Origin of the sequence: Actinomadura rubrisoli (genome assembly GCF_004349215.1) — a bacterium.
Lineage (GTDB): Bacteria > Actinomycetota > Actinomycetes > Streptosporangiales > Streptosporangiaceae > Spirillospora > Spirillospora rubrisoli.
Genome location: NZ_SMKU01000155.1, coordinates 1 through 22055, shown reverse-complemented (window position 1 = coordinate 22055; position 22055 = coordinate 1). Strand labels below are relative to the sequence as shown.

The 22055-nt window shown below is 72.7% G+C and carries 19 protein-coding genes; 8 read left to right on the top strand and 11 right to left on the bottom strand.

Translation table 11 applies throughout. The features are described 5' to 3' along the window. On the bottom strand, window positions 1–700 hold a 700-nt coding region (locus E1298_RS26110; protein ID WP_131897731.1), incomplete at its 3' end, for a sensor histidine kinase. Between the two features lie 540 nt (window positions 701–1240). Between E1298_RS26110 and E1298_RS26105 the strand changes: the two genes are divergently transcribed. Both E1298_RS26105 and E1298_RS48390 read left to right on the top strand, forming a co-directional pair. Next, window positions 1241–2524 (top strand): Rieske (2Fe-2S) protein, encoded by a 1284-nt coding sequence (locus E1298_RS26105; RefSeq protein WP_243725813.1) that lies wholly within the window; start codon window positions 1241–1243, stop codon window positions 2522–2524. A gap of 86 nt (window positions 2525–2610) precedes the next feature. After that, window positions 2611–2754, top strand: coding sequence for a hypothetical protein (locus tag E1298_RS48390; protein ID WP_165975667.1), 144 nt, complete (start codon window positions 2611–2613; stop codon window positions 2752–2754). Here the strand turns inward: E1298_RS48390 and E1298_RS26100 are convergent. From E1298_RS26100 to E1298_RS26060, 9 genes are all read right to left on the bottom strand, one after another. Continuing rightward, a complete protein-coding gene (locus E1298_RS26100) occupies window positions 2751–3677 on the bottom strand; it encodes a hypothetical protein (RefSeq protein WP_131897727.1) in 927 nt (308 codons plus the stop codon). The genes E1298_RS48390 and E1298_RS26100 overlap by 4 nt on opposite strands. A 73-nt stretch (window positions 3678–3750) precedes the next feature. Continuing rightward, on the bottom strand, window positions 3751–4494 hold the full coding sequence (locus E1298_RS26095; protein ID WP_131897725.1) for a sugar transferase: 744 nt from the start codon (window positions 4492–4494) through the stop codon (window positions 3751–3753). A gap of 6 nt (window positions 4495–4500) precedes the next feature. Further along, a complete protein-coding gene (locus E1298_RS26090; RefSeq protein ID WP_279499199.1) occupies window positions 4501–5697 on the bottom strand; it encodes a lipopolysaccharide biosynthesis protein in 1197 nt (398 codons plus the stop codon). A gap of 92 nt (window positions 5698–5789) precedes the next feature. Beyond that, on the bottom strand, window positions 5790–7175 hold the full coding sequence (locus E1298_RS26085; protein ID WP_131897721.1) for an O-antigen ligase family protein: 1386 nt from the start codon (window positions 7173–7175) through the stop codon (window positions 5790–5792). 16 nt (window positions 7176–7191) lie between these two features. Further along, entirely contained in the window at window positions 7192–8412 is a 1221-nt protein-coding gene (locus E1298_RS26080; protein WP_165975665.1) for a glycosyltransferase, read from the bottom strand. A 31-nt stretch (window positions 8413–8443) separates the two neighbouring features. Then, complete coding sequence (locus tag E1298_RS26075) at window positions 8444–9643, bottom strand: polysaccharide biosynthesis protein (RefSeq protein WP_131897717.1); 1200 nt, start codon at window positions 9641–9643, stop codon at window positions 8444–8446. 2 nt (window positions 9644–9645) lie between these two features. Continuing rightward, window positions 9646–10806, bottom strand: a complete 1161-nt coding sequence (locus E1298_RS26070) for a DegT/DnrJ/EryC1/StrS family aminotransferase (protein WP_131897715.1) — start codon at window positions 10804–10806, stop codon at window positions 9646–9648. Between the two features lie 4 nt (window positions 10807–10810). Next, window positions 10811–12220: a YveK family protein gene (locus E1298_RS26065; RefSeq protein ID WP_131897713.1), complete on the bottom strand. Its 1410-nt coding sequence runs from the start codon at window positions 12218–12220 to the stop codon at window positions 10811–10813. A 273-nt stretch (window positions 12221–12493) separates the two neighbouring features. Further along, window positions 12494–13150, bottom strand: a complete 657-nt coding sequence (locus tag E1298_RS26060) for a response regulator (protein ID WP_131897711.1) — start codon at window positions 13148–13150, stop codon at window positions 12494–12496. A 356-nt stretch (window positions 13151–13506) separates the two neighbouring features. Between E1298_RS26060 and galE the strand changes: the two genes are divergently transcribed. From galE to E1298_RS26030, 6 genes are all read left to right on the top strand, one after another. Further along, window positions 13507–14520 (top strand): UDP-glucose 4-epimerase GalE, encoded by a 1014-nt coding sequence (galE, locus tag E1298_RS26055; RefSeq protein WP_131897709.1) that lies wholly within the window; start codon window positions 13507–13509, stop codon window positions 14518–14520. A 371-nt stretch (window positions 14521–14891) separates the two neighbouring features. After that, window positions 14892–15500, top strand: coding sequence for a TetR/AcrR family transcriptional regulator (locus tag E1298_RS26050; protein WP_131897707.1), 609 nt, complete (start codon window positions 14892–14894; stop codon window positions 15498–15500). 85 nt (window positions 15501–15585) lie between these two features. Next, window positions 15586–16218 (top strand): LysE family translocator, encoded by a 633-nt coding sequence (locus E1298_RS26045; RefSeq protein WP_207944845.1) that lies wholly within the window; start codon window positions 15586–15588, stop codon window positions 16216–16218. A gap of 53 nt (window positions 16219–16271) precedes the next feature. Then, window positions 16272–16946 carry a TetR/AcrR family transcriptional regulator gene (locus tag E1298_RS26040; protein WP_131897705.1) on the top strand — a complete coding sequence of 225 codons (675 nt, stop codon included), beginning with the start codon at window positions 16272–16274 and terminating at the stop codon, window positions 16944–16946. Beyond that, a complete protein-coding gene (locus E1298_RS26035) occupies window positions 16943–18313 on the top strand; it encodes an MFS transporter (protein ID WP_131897703.1) in 1371 nt (456 codons plus the stop codon). The genes E1298_RS26040 and E1298_RS26035 overlap by 4 nt, the downstream gene beginning before the upstream one ends. After that, entirely contained in the window at window positions 18303–19793 is a 1491-nt protein-coding gene (locus E1298_RS26030) for a pyridoxal phosphate-dependent decarboxylase family protein (protein WP_131897701.1), read from the top strand. Before E1298_RS26035 ends, E1298_RS26030 begins: the two co-directional genes overlap by 11 nt. Here the strand turns inward: E1298_RS26030 and E1298_RS26025 are convergent. Further along, entirely contained in the window at window positions 19790–20968 is a 1179-nt protein-coding gene (locus tag E1298_RS26025) for a D-alanyl-D-alanine carboxypeptidase family protein (protein ID WP_243725812.1), read from the bottom strand. The two genes, E1298_RS26030 and E1298_RS26025, sit on opposite strands and share 4 nt — an antisense overlap. Window positions 20969–22055 lie beyond the last annotated feature (1087 nt).

The window sequence follows — 22055 nt, the reverse complement described above, 5'->3', positions numbered from 1 at the left end:
CGCCCCACCCCGTGCCGAAGCCGGGGCCGTCGTCGTCGACCTGGATGACGACCCAGCCCTGCTCGACCGCCACCCGGACGTCCACCCGGCCCTCGGCGACGCGGCACGCGTTGTCGAGGACGTTGCGGAGGGCCCGCCACAGCGCGACCGGGTCCATGTGGGCCCAGGACTCGCCGCCGGCGAAGCAGATCTCGTGCGAGGTCGCCAGGCGCATCGCGGTGACGACCTCGACGGTCAGGGCGTCCACGCGGATGCGCTCGGGGCCCGGCGGCGGCCGGTCGTCGTCGTCCTCGTCCAGCCGGCGCAGCAGGTGGTCGAGCCACCGGGTCTCGCCGAGCAGCTGCTCGACCCGCTCCCGGCTGCCGTTGCCGACGTCGTCGGCCACGACCACCGCCGACGCCAGCATGATGATCGTGCCGAGCTCGTGGCGGATGTCGTGCCGGAGCCGCCGTCTCCACAGGGAGTGCTCCCCCCTCCCGGTCGGCGCGGGCCCGTCCGGGGGACCGCCGGGTTCCAGGGGACCGCGGGCTTCCAGGGAGCCGCCGGGTTCCAGGGAGCCGCCGGAGTCCAGGGAGCCGCCGGGTTCCAGCGGGGCGCGGGCGTCCTGCGGGCCGCGGCGTCCCGCATCGCGACCGTCCGCGAGCGCGGTGCGGCCCGCGGGCCCGTCCGCCGGGGACGAGCGAGTCTGCCCAGGGTTCATGAAGGGACCCCCGTCCGTATTACCAGCACCTCTTGACAGTCGCTCCAAGCGCCATCGGTGTCCAGTAATCCGGCAGCGACAGACCGTTGTCTGACCGGAAGTGGACATGCACATCCCGGGGGTAAACTAAACGCTTTGTTGTGGCGTCTAAGTCAGGATTGTCAACTCTGCCGGAGTCATTTCTTTCATACCTACGGCGTAGCCGCTTTGCGCATTCCGGCGGGTGCGGCCGCGAGGCCGGGGAGAGACAGTCTCAGCATGCCGACGGTCACATTTCTCGGACATGCGGGGGTGTCGGTGGACGCCTCGGCGTTCCACCTGCTCGCGGACCCATGGCTCGCTCCCGCAGGGGCCTTTCTCGGAGCCTGGCACCAGTATCCGAGAAACGATCATCTTGACGCCGCCCGGTTGCTCGAAGCCGACTGGGTCGCCGTGTCCCACGAACACCTAGATCATTTCGATCCCTGGGTCGTCGGGCGGCTTCCCCAGCGGACCCGAATCCTCATTCCGCGCTATCCGGGCCCCGCCTTCCGTGAACGCATGGCGGCGGTGGCGGGTTCCCGCCAGGTAATCGAGATACCGGCCTGGGAGAAATTCCCGCTGGACAATCGCGGGTCGTGGATCACCGCGATTCCCGAACTCTCGCCGATGTGCCATGATGCGGCTTTTCTCATCGTCGTCGACGGGCGCGGCCTCCTGCACTGCAACGACGCCAGGCTCACCGCCGCGCAGGCCCGCCGGGCCAAGCACCTGGCGGGCGGCCGGCTCGACCTGATGGCGCTCCAGACGTCCGGGGCGTCCTGGCATCCGATCTGCTACGAGTACCCGGCCGGGGAGATGGCCAAGGTCTCGATGGACAAGCGGGTGTCCAAGCTCCGCGCCACGCAGCGCCTCGTCCGGCAGACCGAGCCGGAGCTGGCCGTCCCGTTCGCCGGGCCGCCCTGCTTCCTGGACGAGGAGGTCGCGCACCTCAACTGGGTGCTCGGCCAGGAGGACGGCGCGTTCTGCGATCCCGAGGTCGCGACCGCGTGGCTGCGCGAGCACCTGCCGGGGCAGCGCTGGGACCACTTCAAGCCCGGCGACACCGTCGACCTGGACACCGGGAGGATCATCCGCGACCCGGTCTCGGCGGGGTTCTCGTTCGCCGACGCCGATCGGGCCGGGTACCTGGCCCGCTACGCCGCCGACCGCGCGCCCTTCATCGCGGACGTGCTGGCGGAGCACCCCGAGCCCGGCCCGGGGCTGTTCGGCCGGTTCGCCGCCCACTTCGCGCACCTCGGGAGCCTCAGCGACTACTTCCTGGAGCAGATCGCCATGATCGTCCGTTTCGAGGTCACCGGCCCGAACGGCGGGATCTGGGACGTGGACTTCTCGCCGGACGGGCTGACGGTGTCCGAGGCGTCGCCCGCCGTCCGGCCGCACTACCGGATCCGGGCGGCGGGCCGCTGGCTGGACGGCGTCATCGACGGGCGGCTGGCCTGGGAGGACCTGCTCATCTCCTTCCGGCTCAGCCTCTACCGCGACCCCGACGTCTACAACGACTACCTGGTCGGCCTGCTCAAGCACGCCAACGCGCCCGCGCTGCGGGCCGTCGAGGCGTACGAGACGGGCCGGGACGAGAGCGAGCGGATCACCGTCGAGTGGGGCGGCGGCCGCTACGACATCCCGCGCTACTGCCCCCACGCGGGCGAGGACCTGGCCATCGGCGCGGTCGTCCGGGACGGGCAGGTGCACTGCCTGGCCCACAACTTCGCCTTCGACCTGGCGACCGGCGCCTGCGTGAACGCCCGCGCCGCGAACCTGACAAGCCGCCGTATTTTCTGAACCCCCGGTGCCCCTGGGGCCCTCGATCTGTCGTCCTGTGCTAGTTTTTCTCCTGCTTACTGGGGGTTTGAAGGGGTGCGCGGGGAGTGAACCGCAAGAGGCTCGGCCTGCTGGCCGTCGCGTTCGTTCTGGTGGTCGCCACGATGGAGGTCCTGGCCTTGAAGCTGGGCTCCATGGAGTTCCCGGCGCCGGTCAAGGCGCCGCATCCGGCGGTGGCCGACAACCCCTAAGACCGCTTGGCGTTGCGGTCCCGCATGATGCTCTGCAGGTCGGGATGCGCGCCGCCCGAGGCGTCCGACAAGGCGGGGCATGCCCATTGCTCCTGGTGGCCCCAGGAGTAGGAGATCTCCAGCGGCGGGTTCGGCGCGAGCCGGTCCCAGCGCGCGAGGATCGCGCGGAACTGCTTCTCGGTGGGCAGCCAGTACTGCTTGTCGCCCTTCGAGCAGCCCTGCCCGAACGTCTGGAACACCGGGGCGACGACGCGCCGCGGGATGCCCGCGTCGTCGGCCATCCGGACCATGCGGTCGATGGCGTCGATGTTGCAGTCGTCGCGGGCCTTCGCCGAGCCCTTGCAGGGGTAGGGGTCGAGCCCGTAGAGATCGACGTTGACCCGCTTCGGGGTGACCGGCTTCATCGGCCAGTCGGTGAGCGAGATGAACGAGACCTGCCCGGGCGCGTTCCGCCTGAGGTGGTCGGCGCGGCGGCGGATCTCCTGCGCGATCCGCGGGCACTCGCCGGGGTTGGGCTCGTCGGACAGGTACCACCCGTACACCCTGGGGTCGCGCCCGAAGCGCTGGACGGCCTTTGTGAACTCCTCGAAGTCGAGCTCGAAGCGGCCGCAGGTGAAGTTGCCGACCCACAGCAGCGCGCGCATCCCGTCCGGGACTCCGGCGACGAGCGACTCCTCGGGCTTGACGTCCACGAGGTCGTAGCCGAGCGCCTTCAGCCGCGCGTAGTCGGCCGGCCGGGTGTTCAGCGCGATGCGCCGCGTGGCGCCCGGTCCGGCGGCCGGTGTGCCGGGCGAGGCGAGCGGCCCCCGGTACGGCTCGTCGTCGCCGGACGAGTTCCGCTGGACGGCGTACAGGAAGGCGACCACCAGCAGGAGCGTGGCCACCACGGCCGAGACCTTGAACCGGGTGTCCCGGATGTCCATGTGGTCCCTCCCCGAGAGCGATGGTGTCGGACGGCGGTCAGGCGGGCGGTGAGGCGATGGTGTCGGACGGCGGTCAGGCGGCGGGGTCGGGCTTCGGGATCGGGATGGTCCGCTCGACCTCCTCGACGGCCCCTTCGGGTGTGACCTGCAACGGCGGGATCGTGAAGCCGAGGATGTGCTTCACGGTGTCCCACAGCGCCCGGAACGTCGCGCCCATCGACGGGGCGCGCAGGTAGACCGCGTCCACCGCGACCCGGGCCGGGACGATCCGCTCGATGTAGTTCACCAGGTCGACCTCCTCGCCGGGGCCGAGGACGTCGAAGTCGCGGAACCGCACCTCCGAGAGGCCGGTGAGCCCCGGCCGGTGGTCGAAGATCCAGCGGCAGCGCGCGTCGTAGTGGACGGCGAGGTCGTAGGTCTCCGGGCGCGGCCCGACGAGCGTCATCTGCCCGCGCAGCACGTTGACCAGCTGCGGCAGCTCGTCCAGCGACCACTGGCGCAGCAGCTTGCCGACGCGGGTGAGGCGCGGGTCGCAGTTGGCGGTGACGGTGAGCCCGCCGACGCCCTGCCGCATCGTCCGGAACTTGTACATGGTGAACGGGCGGCCGCCCTGCCCGACCCGGGTCTGGCGGAACACGCCGGGACCCGGGCTGGACAGCCTCACCAGCAGGTAGACGATCAGCAGCGGGACGCTGAGGAGCAGCAGCCCGGTGAGCGCCCCCGCGACGTCCAGCGTCCGGCGGCCCCGGGACGGCGCGACGCCGTCGGACGGGTCGACGGGACGGGTGGCGAGATCGGTGCGTCGGTCCTCGGACATTGGTCTCTACCCCTTGTTCTTGACGTGCTGGAACCACGCCAGCAGCGCCACCGTGGTGGCGACGAAGGAGACGGAGGTGGCGATCGCGGCGCCCGTGGCCCCGTGGGCCGGGATCAGGATCACGCCGAGCACGACGACGACCAGCAGGCCGATGCCCTGCCCGGTGGACGCGGCGCCGGGCCGTCCGACGCCGTAGAGGTAGGCCATGACGAGCCCGGTGACGCCGAAGGTGACGACGCCCGCGAGGCGGATGTAGGTGGGCGCCACCGCGTCGTCGAAGACGTCGCCGAACACCCAGGGCAGCGCGGTGCCGGCGATGAGCGCGAGCGGGAGCGCGGCCAGTACGGAGACGCCGAGCGCGGGCAGGATGAGCCGCGCCGTCCGCCGGGTCGCGGTCGCCCGGTCGTCCTTGGCGAAGTCGGGGTACAGGACGTAGTTGACGGCGAGCCCGGGCAGCTGGACGAGCTCGGCGAACTTGCTCGCGACCGTGTAGACGCCGAGCACCTTCGGTCCGGCGAGCGCGCCGAGCAGCGCCATGTCGAAGCGCAGTTGCAGCAGGTCGATGAGCTGGCCGAGGTAGCCGCGGAACCCGTACCCGGTGATGGTGCGGCCGAGGCGCCGGTCGGGGCGTCCCCATCCGGAGAAGAAGCGGCGCCGCGCGAGCCGCCGCGCGATCCAGGCGGCGGCGGCGACGTCGGCGAGCACCAGCCCGGTGATGAGCGCGCCCGGCCCGTACCAGCCGAGGAGGATCACCAGGTAGATGGGCAGGAACACGAACTCCTCGACGGCGATGGCGAGGCTGGCGCCGTGCTGGTCGTCGGTGCCCTGGAGCAGGCCCTTGCCGACCGAGACGAACCCCTGCGTGAAGGACGGGACGGCCGCCGCGAGGGTGATCCAGATCCCGAACGACTTGAAGAACACCAGGTAGAACAGCGGGCTGAGGGCCAGCCAGCCGAGCCCGCCGGCGACGGCGCCGATGACGGTCAGCCAGGCCAGCGTGGGCCGCACCCGGCGCTGGTCGAAGTCGTCCTTGGCGAGGAAGTAGGGCGCGGCGGCGGGCAGTCCGGCGTTGGACAGCTGGCAGAGCAGGCCCGGCAGGATCCGCACCAGCGTGAACGCCCCGACGAGCCGGGGCCCGCCGATCCGAGCCACCAGAATCGTCGCGACCCCAAGCGAGGCCAGTGCACCCACCCGTCCCGCCATATTCCCTGCAACGAGCCCCACCAGCCGCCTACGAAGTCCAATCTCATCGGACTTGGGCGGGACGAGCGGCACGGCCGGTTGCTGCGTGTCGGTCATCGGGTTTCCTCCGGTGGGAGGCTGAGAGGTGTGTCGCGTGGGGCGCCTCGGGGGGCGCGGGCGTCGCGGCGGCCGAAGAGGTCGAGTGCGGCGATCAGGCCGAAGATCGCCCAGCCGTGCCGGTAGTGCAGCGTCTCGTAGAACAGGCCGGAGATGAGGAAGACGGCGACGAGCGCGCCGAACAGCTCCGGCCGGGGGACGAGCCGCGCGTACTCGGGGGTCAGCGCGTCCCGCCGCGCGACCCGCAGGCACTTGAGCAGCAGGACGAACACCAGCAGGACCAGCGCGAGCCCGCCGAGGAAGCCGCGTTCCAGGACCGAGGCGATGTAGTCGTTGTGCGCCTCGCGGACGTAGGTCTCCTGCCGGATCCGCATCTGCGACTCGGTCTGGCCGGGGCCGATGCCCCACGGATCCGTCTCGTCCCTCATCATCTGGACGGTCGTGGCGAAGACGGTGCTGCGCGAGTTGGTGCTCTCCCCGGTCGTCCGGCCGATGGAGTCGCGCAGGATCGGGGACGCCTGGCTGGCCTGGTCGAGGTAGGGCTGGACGTCGATCTGGCTGAGGGCGGCGACCCCGCCGCCGCCCACGAACACCGCGAGCGCCCCGACCGCGACGGCGTGGTGCGCCTTGCCCTCGCGGAACAGCCGGAACAGGCAGCCGAGCAGCAGCGCCGCGCCGAGCGCGAGCGCGCCGCCGTTGGAGCCGGTCAGGATCTCGGCGGCGAGGAGGATCCCGCACACCGCGTACCGCCGCCCCGCCGTCGCGGGGAAGCGGGACGCGCGCGCGACGAAGAAGACGCAGATGAACCAGTTGGAGGCGTAGTTGGCGTCGCCGAAGGTGAACATCGCGCGCTCACCGTCGATCTGCTTGCCCGACAGCGCGTCGATCCCGAGGACGAAGCCGGCGATCATCACGACGGCGTAGCACGTGCCGATCCAGACGAAGGAGCGCAGCGCGAGCCGCAGCAGGGCGGGGTCGCGGCCGAGGTTGGCGACGCTGACCGCCCACAGCAGCACGAACAGGTCCTTGAACAGCGTGAGCAGCCCGGCGTCGTTCGCCAGCGAGGCGATCCCCCCGGCGATGATCGTCAGCAGGGTGGGGAGCAGGAACGGCCAGCGCACCGGCAGCCGCCGGGTGCCCGCCCACAGCAGCACCGTCGCGGTGACGCCGACGAGCGCCAGGTCGGGCAGCCCGGTGTTGCCGGGGCCGGGCGGCAGCCCGGCGGGCATCAGCATCGGCAGCGAGGCGATCCCCGCGACCAGCACCACCGAGGTCAGCCGCGTCCGGCGCCGCAGCGGAGGACGCCGCCCGCCCGCCACAGGTCCGCCCGTGGACGGCGCGTCCGCGTCTGCGAGGGGTGCGGCCTGGATGGTGGCGGTCATCGGCTCTCCTGCCCGGTCACCGCTGGTAGGGCCGCTGGGAGGTCCCCCGGTAGGTCTCGTCGAGCACCGTCCCGAGGTGCCCGGGCGAGAACCAGCCGCCGACCCGGGCGCGGGCCCGCTCGGCCATCCGGGCCGCGGCGGCCGGGTCGTCCAGCAGCGCCGAGATCGCCCCGGCGAGGCGCCAGGGGTCCTCGGGCGGGACGAGCATCCCCGTCTCGCCGGCCAGCACGAGGTCCTGGTTGGACGGGACGGCGGTCGCGACCAGCGGGATCCCGGCGCCGATCGCCTCGACCAGCACGCACGGCAGGCCCTCCCACCGGCTGGACATCGCCATCACATCGAACGCGGGCAGCACGTCGGCGACGTCGTCGCGGTGGCCGAGCCAGCGCATCCGGTCGGCGACGCCGAGCCGCGCGGTCAGCCGCTCCAGCCCGCCCGCCATCGTCCCGCCGCCGACCCAGAGCCCGAACACGTCGTCGGGCAGCCGGGCCAGGGCCTTGACGAAGATCTCCGGGCCCTTCTGGTAGGTGAGCCGCCCGATCGACCCGACGACCTTCACGCCGAGCGGCAGGTCCAGGCGGCGCCGGGCCTGGGCGCGGGAGCCGGGCGCGGTGGCGTAGGCGTCCACGTCCACGGCGGGCCACGACAGCCGGATCCGCTCAGGCGTGGCCAGCCCGAGCCGCAGCGCGGTCGTCACCGTCTCCGAGCCGATCGCGAGGAACGCGTCGGTGTGCTTCGCCGCGACCCGTTCGAGCCTGATGTAGGCGCGGCGGCGCGCCCAGGACTGGAACTCGTTGAACGGGAACCCGTGCCAGGTGTGCACGATGCGCGGCACGCCCGCGCGCGCCGCCGCGACGCGTCCGATCACGCCGCCCTTCGCGCTGTGGGTGTGGACGACGTCGTACCGCCCCTCGGCCAGCACCCGGGTCAGGGTGCGCAGCGCCGCCAGGTCGTCGCGCGGCGAGATCTGCGGCACCAGCGGCCCCACCTGGACGATCTCCATCCCGGCCGCGTGCGCGTCGGGCGTCAGGTCCCCGGCGGCGGCGTTCGCGACGGCCTCCTCCCCGTACAGCACGCCCCCCTCGCCCTCGCCGCCCGTGCCGTTCCTGCCGACGCTGTCCATGCCGACGCCGCCGGTGACGATCGCGCGCTCGTACCCGCCGTCCGGCAGCGACAGCGCGCCGTTCAGCGCCACCTGACCGGCGCCGCCGTTGAAGCGGGTGATCACGGTGGCCACTCGGAGCTTCCTGCTTGCACTCACGGGCACCTCACAGGCCGGGAGGGTCGGGGCTGCACCCCGCCTCGTGGAGGGAGGACGGGCCGGCCGGCGGCGGGTCGCCGGGCGGGCGCGGCCGCCGGATGGGGTGGTACTCGGGCAGCAGCCGGCGCAGCAGCAGCCGGACGCCGTCCACGTCGCCGGTCCCGGCCGCCGCGTCCAGCGCGTCCAGCAGTTGCGGGAGGCCGGCCGGGGGCGCCGCGGGCCGGGTCGCCCAGATCTTGGGGTGGGCGGTGCGGATCCGCCGCTCGGAGTCGGAGAACGCCTTCTCCGCGAGCTTCTCGCCGGGCCCGAGCCCGCTGAACCTGATCGTCACCTCCGGCAGCCGCAGCTGCTCGGCGTACCGGTGGACGAGCTCGATCACCGGGACGGGGCTGCCCATGTCGAGCGCGAACGTCTCGGCCTCCTCGGCCAGCGCCGCCGCCTCGATCAGCAGCCCCGCCGCCTCCTCCACCGTCATGAAATGGCGCGCCACCTCCGGATGGGTGATGGTGACGGCCTCGCCGCAGGAGATGCGGTGCGCCAGCAGGGCCAGCAGCGGCCCCGCCTCGCCGATGACGTTGCCGACCCGGACCGCCGCGAAGCAGGTCGGGCCGCCCGTCGCCGTCTGCAGCAGCAGCTCGCCGAGCCGCATCGTCGCGCCGAAAACCGACGTCGGCTCCGCGGCCTTGTCGGACGAGACGAACACGAGCCGCTGCACGTCGTGCCGCACCGCGCTGTCCACCACGTACCGGGTGCCGAGCACGTTGTCGGCGACCCCGCGGCACGGGTCCAGCTCCACCTTCGCCAGCTTGTTCTGCCCGGCGGTGTGGAACAGCAGCTCCGGCCGGGCGTCCCCGATGACCTGGTCCACGCGCCGCCCGTCCCGCACGTCGGCCTCGGCCAGCGTGACCGCGTCCTCGTCCAGCCACCCGGTCATCTCGCGCCCGAGCCGCGCCAGGCCGCCGCCGTCCTTGTCGACCAGGCACAGCGCGGCGGGTTCGAGCCGCTCGACCTGGTGGCACAGCGCGGACCCGATCGTCCCGCAGGCGCCGGTGATCAGGACCCGCCGGCCCCGCACCATCCGCTGACCGCGATGCCCGGACAGCACGACCTCGTCCCGGCCCATCAGCAGGGCCAGCGGGCTCGCGGGGGTCGGGGCGGTGTCCGGGACGGCGACCCGGCGGGGGAGGCGCGACAGGAACCAGCGCACGGTCAGTCCCGGGCCCGCAACGCCTTGGTGAGTGCGGTGACGACCCGGTCCTGGCCGTCGGGCGACAGCCCCGGGTACAGCGGCAGGGACAGCAGCTCCTCGGCGACCCGGTCGGTCACCGGCACCCGCGCGCACTCCTGCTCGCCGAGGACGCCCCGGTAGTACGTCATGTGGCTGGCGGGGATGAAGTGCACGGACGTCGCGACGCCCGCCGCCTCCAGCTCTGCGATGAGCGCGTCCCGCTCCGGGACGCGGATCTGGTAGAGGTGCCAGGCGTGCTGGACGCCGTCCAGGTCCCGCTGCGGCAGCGTCAGGCCGGGCAGCCCCCTCAGCGCCTCGTCGTAGCGGGCGACCAGCTCGCCGCGCACCCGCTGCCACTCCGGCAGCGCGGTGAGCTGCGCCCGCCCGATCGACGCCTGGATGTCGGTCATGTTGGCCTTGAGGCCGATGTCCTTCACGTCGTACCGCCAGCTCCCGCCCGGCATGTACCGCTTCCACGAGTCCTTGCTCATCCCGTGCAGCCGCATCGCCCTGACCCGGTCGGCCAGCTCCTGGTCGGTCGTCGCGACCGCGCCGCCCTCGCCGATCGGCATGTTCTTGGTGGCGTAGAAGGAGAAGCACGCCGCGTACGAGGACGAGCCGACGGGCGCCCCGTCCCGTCCGGCGCCCGGCCCGTGCGCGGCGTCCTCGATGACCCGCGTCCGGTCCAGCCCCGCCGCCGCCGTCAGCGCCGCCAGGTCCACCGGGTACCCGCCCTGGTTCTGGACGATCATCGCCGCGGCCGGGGTGCCGGCGGAGACCAGCCGCGCCGCCGCGACCGCGACCGTCTCCGGGCCCGGCACCAGCGTGTCCTCGTCGATGTCGACCAGGACGGGACGGTGCCCCGCGTGCAGGATCGCGTTGATCGCGCCGCAGAACGTCAGGCTCGGCGTCAGCACCGGCGAGCCCTGCGGCAGGCCCATCCCGCGCAGGCACAGCTCCAGCGCGGTCGTGCACGAGGCGACCGCGACGACGTGCGCCGCGCCCAGGTAGTCGGCGAAGTCCTGCTCGAACGCCGCGGTCTGCGGCCCCGTGGTGACCCACCCCGAGTCGAGCACCTTGACCACCGCGTCGGCGACCTCTCCGGCGAAGGACGGGACGGTGAACGGAACGGCTGAGCTCATCTGGCTACCCCCTGCTCTTGCGGGACGTGACGGTCTTGCGGGATACGGCGATGACCCCGAGCAGCGGCCAGCCGGACGCGGCGACCAGGTCGCGGACCGACTCCAGACCCGAGACGAGCGTCACCGGGCCGACGACCGCGACCACGCCGATCGACTCCTCAAGCCCCGGGTCGATGTCCTCGAACGCGTGGACGTGGCACAGCGTCCGGTACGGCACCGGCTGGGTGACGTCGGTCGGCGAGACGGCCTCGCCGGACTGCTTCGTCATCACCGCGGCGCCCGCGCGGACCACCGACCTGCTGCCCGACCCGCCGCTGTTGAGGGGCGGCCCGTCCCCCGTCTCGCCCGCGCCGCCCTTACCGCCCTTGCCCTTGCCGTTCTTCGCGGGCTCGCCGCCGCCCGGCGGCTTCTTGCGGCCGGGACGGGTCGCGACGACCTTCGTCCCGTCCCCGTACACCGCCGCCGCCACCGACGACACGAGCGCGGGAGGCAGCGGGCCCGGCGCCCCGACCAGCGTGACCTGGCCGACGCCCTCCCGCTTCGCGGAGAGCCTGAGCCGCCGCCCGAGGTCGGCGAGCTCCGCCGGCCCCTGGTCGGCCCAGCCGAGCAGCGGCACGCCGAGCCGCTCGGCCACCCGCCGCTGCCCGGGGATCGTGGGACGCACCATCTCCGTCACCACCGCGATCAGGATCCCGCCGATCAGGCCGACCAGGCCCGCGACCGCCGACATCATGACCACCGGGTTCGACTCGGGGGCCAGCACCGCCGGCTGCACGATCGACGCCGTCCCGGCCGCCGACAGCTGCGCCCGCAGGTCGGAGCGGTTCGACCGCAGGTCCGTCAGCTCGGCCTGCACCCGTTCGCGCTCGTTGGCGGCGCCGATGTCGGGGTTGGGCTGCGCCCCCGCCCGCCGCGACAGCGGGCCGAGCCTGCGCTCCAGCTCCCGGACCCGCTTGTCGATGTCGCCGATCTGCTTCGTGATCGAGCCCTGGTTCGACTGGTTGATCTCGGCGACGACCGCGGTCCCGATGGCGTCGGTCAGCCTGGTGGCCACGGCGGCGTCGGCGTCCTTCACCGACAGCTCCACCACCGTCGACGTCCCGAGCCCGGTCACCCCGATCGCCTTGGCGACCTTCTCCGGCGACCGGCGGACCCGCTGCTGCCGCAGCACCTCGTCCAGCAGGTTCCGGCTCGTGGCGAACGCCTTCACCTGGCTGACCACGATGCTGACGCCCGCGTCCCCCGGCGCCGCGTCGGTGGCCTTGCTGCTGGCCTGCAACCGCGACTTCGCGACCGCCGGCGGGTCCTGCCCGCTCATCGCCAGCCCCACCAGCACCAGCGGGAGAACGGTCATGACCAGCAGGAGCGCCCAGTAGCTGCGAAACACCCGCGCGGCGACTTCGTCGATCTCCACGATCTTCCCTCCGCGTTCGTCACGCCGAGCGTAGAAACCCGGCTACTCGCAGAAATCGCCCAAAAGACGCCCAGCCCTACGCCGTTTGCACCAGGGGGAGGTAGTTACCTCAGGTGTCGACAGCCTGAGCGTTGCGATCGCGTGCGAAGCCAGTTGCGAGCTTGCGAGCAACTGATCGCGCAGCGAGCCCCTGGGCGAGACGGAGCGATGCAGCGATCGCCGCAGCGGCCGCCGAAGGAGGGCCGCCAAGGCCCCACGCCAAGGGCGCTGCAATCAACTCGGCCGCATGCCTGCTCGCATGGCGAGGGTGATGGCTTCTAGGGCGGAGTGCATGCCTAGTTTTGCCAGCAGGTTCTGGGTGTGGGTTCGGACGGTGTTCGCGGAGAGGCCGAGCCGCTCGGCGATCTCTGCGCGGCCCAGGCCGTCGACCATGCACTGGAGGACCTCGCGCTCGCGCGGCGTCAGGTCCGCGAGTGCCTGGGCGTCGCCGTTCGGCTCCGGGGTCTCCTGGACGAGCCGGCGCAGCACCTCGCCCAGCACCTCGGGCGGGACCCAGCCGCCCTGCCGGGCCGCCGACCGGATCACGCGGGCGACCAGGTCGGCGCCCTCGGTCTTGGAGAGCCAGCCGATCGCGCCGCGCCGCAGGGCCTGCACCATCGCGTCGAGGTCGTTCATCGCGGTCAGCACCACCACCCGGATGTCCGGGTGCGACTCCCGGACGCGGTCCAGGACGTCCAGGCCGCTCTCCGCGCCGAGCGTCATGTCGAGGACGAGCACCTGCGGGCGCTCGGTGGCGGTCAGCGCGAGGGCGTGCCGCACGTCTGCGGCGATCGGCAGGATCACCAGGTCGGGCTCGCGCGTGAGCCGGGCCGACAGGGCCTCGGCGAACAGCGCGTGGTCGTCCACGATGAGGACGCGGATGGGCTGCATTCACCGACGATGACCGGTGCGGGGGCCGAGGGGATCCTGCAAACGCTGTACTTGTTCCGAAGTACTTGTTCCGAACATCGCGTTCGTTTCGAACGCCGCGCCTGTCTCGGACGTCGCGCTCGTTTCGGTCCTGCCGTCGAGGTCCGGTCGTCCGGCACCGAATCTCGGGGGCCGCGCTCCGGGACCGGTGCGCGTGACGGCGAAAAAAGCCGTGCGCGGACGCCTCGCGCCGGGCCGGGGTTCACGGCCGTCCGGACCCGGTCAGGTGGAGAACGGGGCGTTGACCGTCGGCCACGCGCTGTTGATCCTGTGCGTGACGATCCAACACGGGACGCACTGGCTTCAGGGGATGCCGTATGAAAGTCCTGATCACAGGGGGAGCCGGGTTCATCGGCAGCACGATCGCCTCCGCCTTCGCGGAGCGCGGGGTGACGCCCGTGGTGCTCGACAGCCTCATCACCGGCCGGCAGGAATTCGCCAAGGGAAAGATCTTCTACCAGGGGGACATCGGGGACGGCGCGCTGCTCGACGAGATCTTCCGCGACCATCCGGACATCGCGGTCACCGTGCACTGCGCGGCGCTCATCGTCGTCCCCGACTCGATGGCCGACCCCCATCGGTACTACCAGGTCAACCTGGCGCGGACGCTCGATCTCGCCGGGCACCTGGTCCGCAACGGCTGCGACCGGATGATCTTCGCTTCCACGGCGGGGATGTACCGGCCCGAGGCCGACCTGTCGGTCTCCGAGACCTCCGCGCTGGAGCCGCAGAACCCGTACACGCGCTCGAAGATGATGGCCGAGCTGCTGCTTGAGGACTTCACGCGGGCGTACGGGCTCCGCGTCGTCTCGCTGCGCTACCTCAACCCGATCGGCGCCGACCCGCGCATGCGCACGGGCCTGCAGAGCAGCAAGCCCACGCACGCGCTCGGCAAGATGATCGAGTCGTACGGGCAGGGCGTGCCGTTCAAGATCACCGGGGTGGACTGGGAAACCCGGGACGGCACCGCGATCCGCGACTACATCCACGTGTGGGACATCGCGCGGGCGTTCTCCGAGGCCGCCGCCCGGTTCGACTCGGTCGTCCCGCCGGTGCGCCCGGCGGACCGTTCGTCCGGCTACGAGGTCGTGAACCTCGGGACGGGCGACGGCACCACCGTCCGCGAGCTCGTCGACGCCTTCCGGGAGGTCGTCGGGGACGGCTTCCAGGTGGAGGAGGCGCCCGCCCGTCCCGGCGACGTGGTCGGCGCGTTCGTGAACCCGGCGAAGGCGTGGGAGCTGCTCCGCTGGAAGCCCGAGTACACCATCGAGGACGCGATCCGGCACTCCCTCCAATGGGCCGAACGACGCCGCGAGCTCGACGTCGCCTGACCCGCCCGCCCGGGCCTGTCCGGTCCTTCCGGCGCGACCTCACGCTGGAAGGATCGAACAGGCCGGGCGAGCCCCGGCCGCCTACGGCGGACGTCCGCGGGCATCCGCCTGCGTCAGGGTGCGCCCAGGCGATGCCCGCGCGAAGGCGTTGCGGACGGTTCCGTGGGAGGCGCTCTGCGGAAACATGCGCCGCGGAAAATGCGCTCTGCGGAAAAATGTGCTCCGCGAATAATGCATTCTGCGGCCGTTCGCCCGAATCTCCCTGGCGTAGTGGTTCGCGCCGTGCGCCCGGTGGGGGCGGATGATCCGGTGTGGCGGCGCGAAGGGCCGAAGGTGCGGAAGAATGGAGGCGGCCACAGCGAGGAGGCGCATTGAGCGAAGAAGCGCGGTTCACCGTCACGCGGACGCTGAGCAAGGACCAGCAGGCCCGGCGGGAACGGCTGATCGACTCGGCGCGGGATCTCGCGCTCGAAGGCGGCTACCCGGCCGTCACCATGCACGACGTGGCCGACCGCGCGGGGGTCGCCCGCGCGACCGTCTACCGCTACTTCGCCACCAAGGACCATCTGCTCACCGAGGTCGCCGCGACCTGGGCGCACCGCGTCACGCACGACATCGACGCGCTCGCCGTCGGCGACACCCCGGTCGAGCGGCTCACCGCGCTGCTGGAGCGCATCGTGTTCGTCGCGGCGGAGGAGCTCACCCTCACCTCGGCCATCATCCAGGCCGTGACCTCGGACGATTCCAGCGTGGACGACGCCCGCACCGTGCTGTTCCTGTTCGTGCGGGACCGGCTGTCGGCGGCGATCGGCGACCCGGTGCCCGAGCGCGACGACGTCGAGATCGTCCTCGGCCACATCCTGCTGGCCGCGCTGGTCAGCCTCGCCTCGCTCCGCCGACCGGTCGAGGAGGTCGCCGCCATGGTCCGCACGTCCGGCCGCCTCGTCCTGGCCGGCGCCCTCTCCGCCGCCCGCGCCTGAGCTGGGAACCTCGGGGGATTGGTCCATGATTCGTGGTGGCCATTGGCTCTGCCGGTGAGTCCATCGGGCTCGTAGCGTCGGCTCGGTGACGAATCCACTGCTGTTCCTGCTGGCGGCGATGACGCTCGTCGCCATTCCCGGTCCCAACCACCTGTACATCACCACCCGCAGTGTGGCCGAGGGGCGGCGGGCCGGGATCGCGTCCGCGCTCGGCGTCGAGACCGGCACGCTCGTGCATGTTGCCACCGCGTCGGCCGGGCTGTCCGCCGTCGTCGCCGCGTCCGCCACGGCCTTCGGCATCCTGCGCTACGCAGGCGCCGCCTACCTGGTGTATCTGGCGTATCGGACGCTGCGCGCTCGCGGCGGTGACGAGGAGGAGACGCGGCTGAGGCCGCAGCCGCTGCACCGCGTGTACCTCGACGGCGTGCTGGTGAACGTCCTGAACCCGAAGGTCGTGCTGTTCTTCCTGGCCTTCCTGCCGCAGTTCGTGGACCAGGCCGCCGGAGCCGTCCCGCTGCAGATCGCGGTGATGGGCCTCGTCCTGACACTGATCGGGGTGGTCTGCGACATGGTTTACGCCCTCGCGGCGGGTTCGATCGGCGCGTGGCTGCGCGCGCGCCCGGTGTTCCAGCGGCGGCAGCGGTACGCGACCGGCATCATTTACCTCGGACTCGGCGCCGCCGCGGTGTTCGCCGGACCGAGCGCCCGGCGAACGTAGGGACTCCATCAAGCGATTGACCGGGTGGCGGACGGGCGCCTACCGTAGGCAGGATGACGAGCGACTCCGGTCGAGGAAGGATCCTCGACGTCGCGACCCGGCTGTTCGCCGCGCTCGGCTATGACGGCACCTCCACCCGCCTGATCGCCGAAGCCGCCGGACTCAACATCGCCACGGTCGCCTACCACGTCGGCGGCAAACGCGACCTCTACCTGGCCGTCATGGAACGCGCCCACCAGAAGGAACGGGCCGCGCTCGAAGCGGCGCTCGCCGAGGCCTTCGGCGGCGGATCCGAGGGGTCGTCCCTCGAAGAGGCCGTCACGCTGGACGCCTCGGCCCTGCTCCGGCTCCTCGACCGCTACATCGACTTCTGCGCGGAGAACCCGGAGATCCCCGCGCTGTGGATGCACCGCTGGCTCTCGGACGCCGCCGACGTCGCCCATCTGGAGAACCTCTACGTCAAGCCGCTCATGGAGCTGGTCACCGACGCCGTCCGGCAGGTCGTGGACGACGACGTGGACGTCGAGTACGTGGTGTGGAGCGTCATCTGGTGCACCCACGGCTTCGGACGCGGCGGCGTCCTGGACGAGAACGGACGCCGCCGCGGCATGGACGACCCCAGGGAACTGGCCCGATTCCGCGCCCACCTGCATCGCCTCGTCGCCGCGGCCCTGCGCCTGCCCCCGGAACCCGACCGGCCCGGCGGCCCTTCGCCGGACGCGGGATGACGGAGACGCTGCCGAAGCGGCGGCTGCTCGGCTACGGGATCGGGTCGGTCGGCACGGGCGTGTTCTCGGCCGTCCCCGGGCTGCTGCTCCTGTACTACCTGACCGACGTGCTGGGGGTGAGCGCCGCCGTCGCCGGGGCCGTCCTGGTCGTCCCGAAGGCGTGGGACGTCCTGCTCAACCCGATCGTCGGCGCCGCCAGCGACCGCGAGGCCGTCCGGACGGGCCGCCGCACCCGGCTCCTTCTCGCCGGGGCCGTGACCCTGCCGGTGCTGTTCGCCGCCATGTTCGCCGTCCCCGTCGACTCGCCGGGGTTCGCGGCCTGCTGGGCCGGGCTCGCGTTCCTGCTGGCCGCCAGCGCGTTCGCGTGCTTCCAGGTCCCCTACGTCGCGCTGCCCGCCGAGATCTCCGCGCTGCCCGCCGAGCGGCGCCGGGCCATGGCCTGGCGCGTGGTCTGCCTGACCGCCGGGATCCTGGTCGCGGGCGGCCTCGCGCCCGCGCTGTCCGACTCCGCCGGCGGCGGACGCGCCGGATACGCGCTGATGGGCGCGGTCATCGGCCTCGCCATGGGCGCCGCCATGATCACGAGCGCGCTGGCCACCCGCTGGATCCCGTCCCGTCCAGGGGACCGGTCGCTGCGGCTGGGCGCGGCGCTGCGGACGGCGCGCGGCAACCGCCCCTTCTTCGCGCTGCTCGGCGCCTACGTCGCGCACACCCTGGCCGTCGCGGTCATGCTCGCGGGCGCACCGTACGTCGCGACCTACCGGCTGGACGACTACGGGCTCACCTCCGCGATGTTCGTGTGCATGGTCGGGCCGAGCGCGGTCGCGGTCCCGGTGTGGCGCCGGCTGTCACGCCGCTACGGGCACGTCCCCTGCTACCTGGTCGCGCTCGTCCTGTTCGCCGCGACGGCCGCCGCGCTGTACCCGGCGATCACGTCCGGCTCCACGGGCGCCGTCCTGGGGCTGACCGCGCTGGTCGGCGTCTGCTACGCGGCCGTCCAGCTCCTCCCGCTGTCGCTGCTGCCCGAGACCGTCCACGCCGACGCCGGACGGACCGGACACGCCCAGTCCGGCGCCTTCACCGGCCTCTGGACCGCCGCCGAGACCGGCGCCCTCGCCGTCGGCCCCGGCGTGTTCGCGCTGATCCTCGCGCTGGTGTCGTTCCGCTCGTCGTCCGGCGGCGGGTCGTCCAAGGACGTGTTCGACGCGCCCGTGCACCAGCCGGGCTCCGCCCTGACCGGGCTCACCGCCGGTTTCACGCTCGTCCCGGCCTTGCTGCTCCTGCTGAGCGTCCCGCTGCTGCTGGCCTACCGCCGACTGGCCGCCGCCCACCACCCAGCCAAGGAGCCGCGAACCCATGCCGCCTGACAACCCCCCGAGAACCGGCGACCTTCCGAAGACCGACGACCTCCCGCAGCTTGGCGAGCTACCGAAGAGCGGGCGCCCTGCCGACGAACTGCTGGCCGAGCTGGCCCGGCTCCGGGACGCCGACCTGCCCGTACGCGGCGGCAAGGTCACCGCCTACGTCTACGACACCGGACGCGACGCCGTCCACGATCTTGCCGCGGCCGCCTACCTGGAGATGCTGGAGGTCAACTGCCTTGACCCGACCGCGTTCCCCAGCATCGTCGCCTTGGAACGGCAGGTCGTCGGCGCCGTCGCCGCGCGGCTCGGCGGCGGCCCGAGCACCTCCGGCATCTTCACCAGCGGCGGCACCGAGTCGATCATGCTGGCGGTGAAGGCGGCGCGGGACGCCCGTCCGGTCGAGGGACGGCCGCAGATCGTCCTGCCCGCGACCGCGCACCCCGCGTTCCGCAAGGCCGCCCACTACCTGGGGATGGACGTGGTGGCCGTCCCGGTCGACGCCGCCTTCCGGGCCGCCCCCGCCGCGACCGCCGCGGCGCTCACCCCTCAGACCGTGCTGGTCGTCGCGTCCGCGCCGTCCTACCCGCACGGCGTCATGGACCCGATCGAGGAGATCGCGGGGATCGCCGCCGCCGCGAACGTCCTCTGCCATGTGGACGCCTGCGTCGGCGGCTGGGTCCTGCCCTGGCTGCGGGACGAGGGGCGCCCCGTCCCGCCGTTCGACCTCTCCGTCCCCGGCGTGACCTCGCTCTCCTGCGACCTGCACAAGTACGGCTACGCGCCCAAGGGCGCCTCCGTCGTCCTGTTCTCGGACGGGACGCTCCGGCGCCACGCCTACTTCGCGTCCGCCGAATGGCCCGGCTATACCGTCATCAACGCCGCCGTGCAGAGCAGCAAGAGCGCGGGCCCGCTCGGCGCGGCCTGGGCGACCCTCAACATGATCGGCGCGGACGGCTACCGGGACCTCGCCGCCACCGCCATGGCCGCCGCGGACCGGCTCATCGAAGGCGTCCGCGAGGTCCCCGGCCTGCGCGTCCTCGGCGAGCCCGCCGTCCCGCTCGTCGCCGTGACGTCGGACGACGCCGCGCTGGACGTCTTCGTCCTCGCCGACGAGGCCCGCTCCCGGGGCTGGTTCTTCCAGCCGCAGCTCTCCTACCAGGGCATTCCGGCGAACCTGCACTTCACCCTGACCGGCGTCAGCGACGTCGCCGCGCTCCTCACCGCGCTCACCGGCGCCGCCAAGGCCGCCCGCGCCGCCGGACCACCCGACGTCCCGTCCGACCTCGTCACCGCGCTCGCCGCCCTCGATCTCGACAGTCTCGACGACGCCGGATTCGCCGGCCTCCTGGCCGCCGCCGGCGTGGACCTGAACGGCGGCCAGACCGGGCTGGCCGTGGTCAACACCGTCCTGGACGCACTCCCGCCCGCCACCCGCGAGGCCCTCCTGACCCGCTTCCTGTCGGCTGTGTTCTCCGGGGCCTAACCGAACCGGATCAGGCGCTTCAGCAGGGACGGCTTGTCCAGCGACCGGTCGAGCTTCAACGGCGACCTCGCCGCGCCCGCCGTGACCGTGCCGACCTTCTCGCCGCTCTCGCCCTCGCGCGGCGGGTCGCCCTCGATCCCGATCGGCACCGTCAGCCCCGGCCAGCCCACCACGGTCAAACCGGACGAGACGCGCAGCGGCGCCCCGCCGCCGAGCCCGTCGTCGACCCGCGCCACCTTGGCGGACGGCGGCGCCAGCGTGACCGCCGTCAGGGCCGACTCGGCGGAGGCCACGAGCTGCTGCCCCGCCGACACCGCGGCCATCGCGCTCGTGGACCGCTGCCCCATCACCGCGCCCACGATCAGCGTCTGTACCCCCGAAACCCGCTTGCGCGCCGCGAACACGAAGTTCCCGCCCGCCGCGTCGGTGTAGCCGGTCTTGCCGCCGACCACCCCGTACTGTCCCAGCAGGATGTTCCCGCCCGGCCGCTCCGCCCCGCCGTCGTCCGGGACGTACGCCCGATTGTTGACGATCTCGCCGAACGCCGGGACCCGCATCGCCGCCCGCAGCAGCTTCACCTGATCGGCGGCCGTGCTCACCGTGCGCGAGTCATATCCGCTCGGATCGGTGTACGTCGTGTTCGTCATCCCGAGCGCGCGCGCCGCCTCGTTCATCTTCGCCACGAACGCCTGCTCGTTCCCCACGTCCCACCGCGCCAGCTCGTGCGCCACGTCGTTCGCGGAGATGATCATGAGGGCCTCAAGGGCCTTGCGCTGGGTGAGCCGCTGGTTCGCGGTCACGCCGAGCATCGACTCCCCGCGCTTCCTGCGCATCGGAATCTGCGCGGCCGCCTGCGGCGACACCGTCAAGACCGGCCCCGCCTCACCCGTCCGCAGCGGATGGTCGCGCAGATACACGTACGCGGTCATCACCTTCGCCACACTCGCAGTGGGCGTCGGCGCCGCCCCTCCGGACGTCCCCATCGTCCCGAGCCCGTCCACGTATACGGCCGACTGACCCTGCGCGGGCCAAGGCAGCTTCGGAGCCGTCCCCGGGAACGTGTGGCTGGTCGCCGAAAGCGTCAAGTCGATCTTAGGCTCCGGGGCGGGCCTGACGAACTGCCCGGTCACCACACCCGCCACCAGCACCAGCGCCGCCATCACAATGACCAGCACGCGCCGTCCCCGCCGAGACCGCTGCGCCACGTCCGATGGAGCCTGCTCGGTCGGAACCTGCTCAGCCCCCGGCGCGGCCGGGGCCGCCGGGGCCGCACCCTCCCAAGGCACCGTCCACTGCCCCGACGACCGAGCCGCCGGATACCCCGCCTCCCCCTGCTGAGGCCCAGCCGGAGGCACCGAGACCTCCCACTGCCGCCTCTCCCCAACCCCAGACTGAGACGGCGACGCAGGCGAGAAAGCCGCACCCTGCACGGGCTCACCCTGCGGCGATACGGCCTCTGATGGCGCAGACGAGGAAGCCGCGCCCTGCACGGAAGTCCCCTCCGACCGCCCGGTGTGCGGCTGCGCGGGCGGGGGAGCCGCGCTCCATGCGGAAGCGTCCTGCGCTGGCGCGGCTTGGGATGGAGCGGCCTGCGGCGGCGCGGGTGGGGGAGCCGCGCTGCGTGTGGGAGCGTCCTGTACTGGTGTGGTTTGTGTAGGTGCGGCTTGGGATGGCGCGGCCTGTGGTGGCGAGGGTGGGGGAGCCGCGCCCTGTGCGGGAGCGTCCTGTTGCGGCGCGGTCTGTGGTGGCGTGGACGTGGGGGTCGCACCCTGCGCCGGAGCCTCTTCCGGCCGCGCGGTGTGCGGCTGTGCGGGCGGGGAAGTCGCGCTCCATGCGGAAGCGTCCCGCGCTGGTGTGGTTTGTGTAGGCGTGGCGTGGGTTGGCGCGGTTTGTGGTGGCGTGGATGGGGGAGCCGCGCCCTGTGCGGCGGCGTCCTGCGGCGGCGCGGTGCGCGCAGGCGGGGTGTGCCCGGGCGCGGCTTGTGGTGTGGACGCGGGGGTCGCGTCCTGCGCCGGGGCCTCTTCCGGCCGCGCGGTGTGCGGCGGCGCGGGTGGGGGAGTCGCGCTGCGTGTGGGAGCGTCCTGCGCTGGCGCGGCGTGGGATGGCGCGGACGAGGGAGTCGCGCTCTGTGCGGGAGTGTCCTGCGCTGGTGTGGCCCGTGTGGGGGCGTCCTGTGGTGGCGCGGTTTGTGTGGGCGCGGCCTGCGGTGGCGCGGTCTGGGGTGGTGTGGGCGCGGGGGGTGCGTCCTGCACGGGAGCGTTC